General features: G+C 71.1%; 4 protein-coding genes. All 4 read left to right on the top strand.

Features of this window, described 5'->3' with window-relative positions:
• Positions 1–1,226 (top strand): circularly permuted type 2 ATP-grasp protein (locus G6026_RS15270; protein ID WP_182613676.1); only part of this gene is annotated, 1,226 nt, incomplete at its 5' end.
• Positions 1,219–3,096: a prolyl oligopeptidase family serine peptidase gene (locus G6026_RS15265; protein ID WP_107757808.1), complete on the top strand. Its 1,878-nt coding sequence runs from the start codon at positions 1,219–1,221 to the stop codon at positions 3,094–3,096. The genes G6026_RS15270 and G6026_RS15265, both read left to right, overlap by 8 nt.
• Complete coding sequence (locus tag G6026_RS15260) at positions 3,074–4,261, top strand: M20 family metallopeptidase (protein ID WP_107757807.1); 1,188 nt, start codon at positions 3,074–3,076, stop codon at positions 4,259–4,261. The genes G6026_RS15265 and G6026_RS15260 overlap by 23 nt, the downstream gene beginning before the upstream one ends.
• A gap of 18 nt (positions 4,262–4,279) precedes the next feature.
• The coding region (locus tag G6026_RS15255; RefSeq protein WP_182613675.1) for a hypothetical protein at positions 4,280–5,315 on the top strand (1,036 nt) is incomplete at its 3' end.

Below are 5,315 nucleotides of genomic sequence, written 5' to 3'. Positions count from 1 at the left end.
TCCCGCTGGACGCGGTCCCGCGCGTCATCCCGGCGGACCAGTGGGCCCGGATCTCGGCGGGAATAGAACAACGGGCCCGGGCGATGGAGCTGTTCCTCCGGGACATCTACGGTCCCGGTGAGATCATCCGCGCCGGCATCGTCCCCGCCGAGGCCCTCGACCGCGCCCCGGGCTTCCGGCCCACCGGCCGGTCGGTCCCGGAGGGGGCGTTGCACGCGCCGGTGTGCGGCGTCGACCTGGTCTCCACCGCCCCCGGCGAGTGGGTCGTCCTCGAGGACAACCTGCGGATGGCGGGGGGTCTGGCCATGGCGGTCGCCCTGCGCGACCGGATCAGCGAGGGCTTCCCCGAGTTCGGCGCGCGGTCCGAGGTCCACGATCCCCGGGTCGGCCTGGAGATGCTGTCGGAGACGCTGCGTGCCGCCGCACCGGGCGGCGTCGACGATCCCGCCATCGCGGTGGTGATCGCCGAGGACGAGCGCGAGGCCTTCGACCTCAACAACGCCGCGGCGGCGATCGGCGGCGAGATCGTCACCCCGGACGAGCTGACGGTCGACGACGGCCGCCTCTGGCGGGCTCACGGTGGCGACCGCACCGCAGTCGACGTGCTCTACGTCCGTATGGACGAGGAGATGCTGCTGTCGTCGGCGGGCGCGGACGGAACGGTGCTGCGGCGCGGACTCCTCAGCGCGATGGCGGAAGGCGGCGTGGCCGTGGTGAACGCGCCCGGGAACGGCGCCGCGGACGACAAGGCGATCTACGCCCGCGTGCCGCAGATCATCGACTTCTACCTGGGCGAGAAACCCCTCATCGGCCAGGTCGAGACCTATGTCTGTTCGGACCCCGAGCAGCGCAGGCAGGTCCTCGACCGCCTCGGAGAACTGGTGGTCAAACCGATCGACGGGTACGGGGGCTCCGGCATCACCGTGGGCCCGGAGTGCTCTCCCCGCGAGCTCGACGAGCGGCGGGACGAGTTGCGGCGGCACGGTGAGAGATTCGTCGCCCAGGAGGTCCAGTCCCTGTCCACACTGCCGACGTTCAACGGTCACGAACTGCAGCGCAGGCACGTCGACATGCGGGCGTTCGTCATGCTCCGGAGCGGGGCCTCGGGTGAGATCCTCGCCTCCGCCCCGCCCGTCGCACTGACACGCGTGGCCCCGGCGGGCACGATGGTCGTCAACGCCTCGAGCGGGGGCGGGGGAAAGGACACCTGGATCCACCGTGCATGACACGACCGAGATCACCGAGGAGGCGGAGTCGCTGGACCTCGCCGGCCCGCCCGACGACGCCGTCGGGGGGCCGGGAGAGATCCGGCACACCACCTCGCCCTGCCTGTCCCCGGACGGCTCGATGCTGGCGTGCGTGGTCACCGAGCGCACCGGCTACCCACGCGCGGTCCAACGGCCTCTCGGCCTCGGTGGCCTGGACGGGGCCGGTCCGGAACGCGACGTGGTCCTTCCCGTCAACGGACCGGTGCGACGCGTCGCGTACTCGCCCAGCGGCAAGTGGCTGGCCTGCGAGGTGGCCCCCGACGGTGGCGAGCGCGAGCGGATCTGGCTGGTCACGACCGACCCCGCGGACCGGGACGTCTATCCGATCGACACCCACGACGACGCCACCGAGCAGATCGTCTGCTGGGACGGCGATCTGTTGGCCCTGACCGCCTTCGACTCCGAGGGGCTGGCCGAGGGCAGGCTGGTGGACCCGGAGACGGGTGAGAGCACGATCGTCGACTCCCGGATGGGAGGCGCGCTCGTCCACGCCCGCGACGGGGCGGCCCTGTTCCGGGTCGGGGCGCGCGGCCACCGCGAACTGCTCCGCATCGTTCCGGACGGCCGGTGGTGGCCGCTCCTGCCCGTGGACACCGGGTCGACCACCGACGCCGGCGTGATACTCGACGCCGGCGGCGGTGACCGGCCCATGAGGATGATCGTGCGCAGTGATCACTCCGCGGACCGGATGGGACTGCTCGCGGTGGAGGCGGACGAGGAGTTCACGGAGTCGTGGCCGCTCGCCTACCGGGAGGACGCCGACCTCGATCGCGTCGAGGTGAGCCTGGACCGCACGACCGCCGTGCTGCTGTGGAACGTCCGCGGGGGACTGTCGGAGATCGAGGTCCTGGACCTGCGCCGGAGCCGACCACGGGTGATCGTCAGACCGCCACTGCCCGACGTGGTCGCGTCCTCGCCCACGCTCACCGCCGACGGGCGTCTGCTGGCGCTCACCGTCCAGAGTCTCGACCAGCCACCGCGCATCGTGATGTACGACGTGGAGCGACGGAGGTGGACGGGGGAGCCCCCGAGGCAACCGGACCCGGTCCCGCAGCTGGTCCGCTTCACGGCCCGCGACGGTCTGGAACTCTCGGGGTGGCTGTACCGCGCCGATCCGGCCGACGAGCCGACGCCCACGGTGGTCCACCTCCACGGCGGGCCCGAGGGGCAGTCCCGACCGGGGTACAACGACCTCGCCCGCCGGTACCTGGACATCGGTGTGACCTACTTCGAGCCCAACGTGCGCGGGTCCACCGGGTCCGGCCGCTTCTTCAGCCACGCCGACGACCGCTACGGCCGCTTCGCGGGGATCGACGATGTCGAGGACGCGCTGTTGCACCTCGTCGAGCAGGGCATCGCCGACCCCGACCGGGCGGTGGTCTCGGGCCGCTCGTACGGCGGGTACCTGGTCAACGCGACCCTGGTGCGGCATCCCGGGCGCTGGCGCGGGGGGATCGCGGCGTGTGGGATGAGTGATCTCCAGACCTTCTACCGCACCACCGAGCCGTGGATCGCCGCCGCCGCGTACCCCAAGTACGGCAACCCACTCCAGGAGCGTGAACTGCTCAGGGAGGCCTCGCCCCTGCACCTGTACCACCACGTGGACGTGCCCGTGCTCTTCGTCCACGGCGCGCACGACACCAACGTGCCGCTCAGCGAGACCGAACAGGCGGTCGAGGCGTTGCGGCGCCGCGGGGTACCGGTGGACGTGTTGCTCTTCGAGGACGAGGGTCACGAGTTCGTGAAATTGGCCAACAGGCAGCTGCTCGGGGACCGGGTGGTCGACTTCTGTCAGGAGGTGTTCGGTGTTCGGACGCAAGAAGGGTGACACCGCCGACGCGGGCGGGTTCGAGGGGCGACTGATCGGGTGGCGGCGCCACATCCACACCCACCCCGAGTTGTCCTACGAGGAGACCGAGACCACCGACTACATCGAGGGTGAGCTCCGGTCGATGGGGCTGCGGCCGACCCGGTTCCGCATCGGCACCGGCCTGTGGTGCGATGTCCCGGCCGCCGAGGGCGCCACCGCGACGGACGTCGTGGCCCTGCGCGCGGACATCGACGCGCTCGCGATGAGCGAGGACTCCGGCGAGTCCTTCGCCTCGGAGGTCGACGGGGTGGCCCACACGTGTGGCCACGACGGTCACACCGCGATGCTGCTGGGGGCGGCCGAGATGTTGGTCGCCGACCCGCCACCGCGCCCCGTGCGCCTGATCTTCCAGCCGGCCGAGGAGACCATGCCGGGCGGCGCCAAGGAGTGCGTCGAGGAGGGCGTGGTCGAGGGCGTGGACCGGATCCTCGCGCTGCACTGCGATCCGCACCGCCGCGTCGGCGAGGTGGGGGTGACGGGCGGCGCCATCACGTCGTCCAACGCCAAGATCGGCGTCACCGTCCACTCGAACGGAGGCCACACGGCGCGGCCGCACGAGACCCAGGACACGGTCTTCGCGCTGGCGCAGATCGTCACGGGGGTGACCGCCGTGGTGGACCGGACCATCGACCCGCGCTCGGGCACGGTCCTGACCTGGGCTTCGATCAAGGCCGGGGGGACGGCTCCCAACGTCATCCCCGACTCGGGCCAGCTGTGGGGCACCCTGCGCAGCGCCGACCGCGACGTCTGGGCCACGGCGGAACCCGTCGTCCGCGGGGCCGTCGAGTCGATCGCCGCGACGTACGGGCTACGCGCCGAGGTGGAGTACGTCCAGGGTGTGCCACCGGTGGTCAACGACCAGGCCTGCGCCGACCTGGCGGCGTCCGCGGTCGAGCAGGTGCTCGGACCGGACGGGGTGGGTACGGCCGTGCAGTCCAGCGGCGGCGAGGACTTCGCCTGGTACACCGAGGAGATCCCCGGCGTCTACCTGCGGCTGGGGGTGTGGGACGGGGAGTCCGAGGAGACCGACCTGCACCACCCCGGGTTCGTCCTGGACGAGGCGGCACTGCCCCACGGTGCCCGCATCTTCGACGCGTTCGCGCGGCTTCACCGCGGGGAGTGACGGAAGGGGGTATCAGAAGTGAGTGAGCACGAGCAGAGTGACGAGGGGACGTACTCGACCGTCGGACTCATGGCGGACCCAGGTGCGCCCGACAGGGTGGCGGCCGCGATCGCGGACGACCTCGCCGACGATCTGACCCGCGAGCTCGGGGGGAGGTGGCGGGTCGAGGTCGCCCGGGAAACACTCCCGCTCGGTCCGGACGGCGAGGTCCGACTCACCGAGCACGCACCCCGTCTGTTGCAGCAGCACTCGTGGGATTTCGTCGTCTACCTGACTGATCTGCCGAGCCGATCCGGCGGGGACCCGGTGTTGTACGACGTCAACGACTCCACTGCCGCCGCGCTGGTATGTCTGCCGGTGCTCGGCGTAGTCCGGGTGAAGGCGAAGGTCAGGGCGCTCCTTCGTCGCCTGGTGAGGGCGGGCACTCGCCGGGACGGTGTCGGCCCGTCCGGTTCGGACGATCTTCCCCCCGCCACGTGCAGCGGGGCGATGAGCAGGATCCGGCTACTCGGAGGGATGGTGCTCAACAACAGGCCCACCCGGATGGTGACAGGATTAGCCGGTGTCGTCGCCGCCGGGGCGGGCACCGGCGCCTTCGGCGTCTTCTACGGCAGCATCGCCTCCCTGGCGGTGGCACTACATCCGATGCGGTTGCTGCTGATCGGCGTGCTGGGTGTCCTCACGCTGGTGTCCTGGCTGATTCTGCGCAACGGGATGTGGACCCGTTCCGATGACGAATTCGGACGGGGTCATCGGCGGATGGACAACGCGGCCACCGTGCTGACGGTCGGCGTCGGTGTGGGAATCATGTTCCTCGCCCTGCTGGTGGCGATGTTCGTGCTGGCCATCGTGGTGTTGGACGCTGGCTACCTCGAGACCCAGCTCGGGCGGCCCGTCAGTGTTTCGGACTACTTCCGCCTGGCGTGGCTGTCCACCTGCCTCGGGGCGTTCGCCGGCGCGCTGGGGTCGAACTTCGACGACGAGGACGTGGTCCGCGCGGCCACCTACAGTCTCCGGTGGCACGAACGCCGCACGATGTTCGACGACTATCAGC

Origin of the sequence: Dietzia sp. DQ11-38-2 (assembly GCF_014145055.1) — a bacterium.
Classification (GTDB): Bacteria; Actinomycetota; Actinomycetes; order Mycobacteriales; family Mycobacteriaceae; genus Dietzia.
The sequence above is the reverse complement of the archived record's forward strand: the minus strand, read 5'-3'. Positions and strand labels throughout refer to the sequence as shown.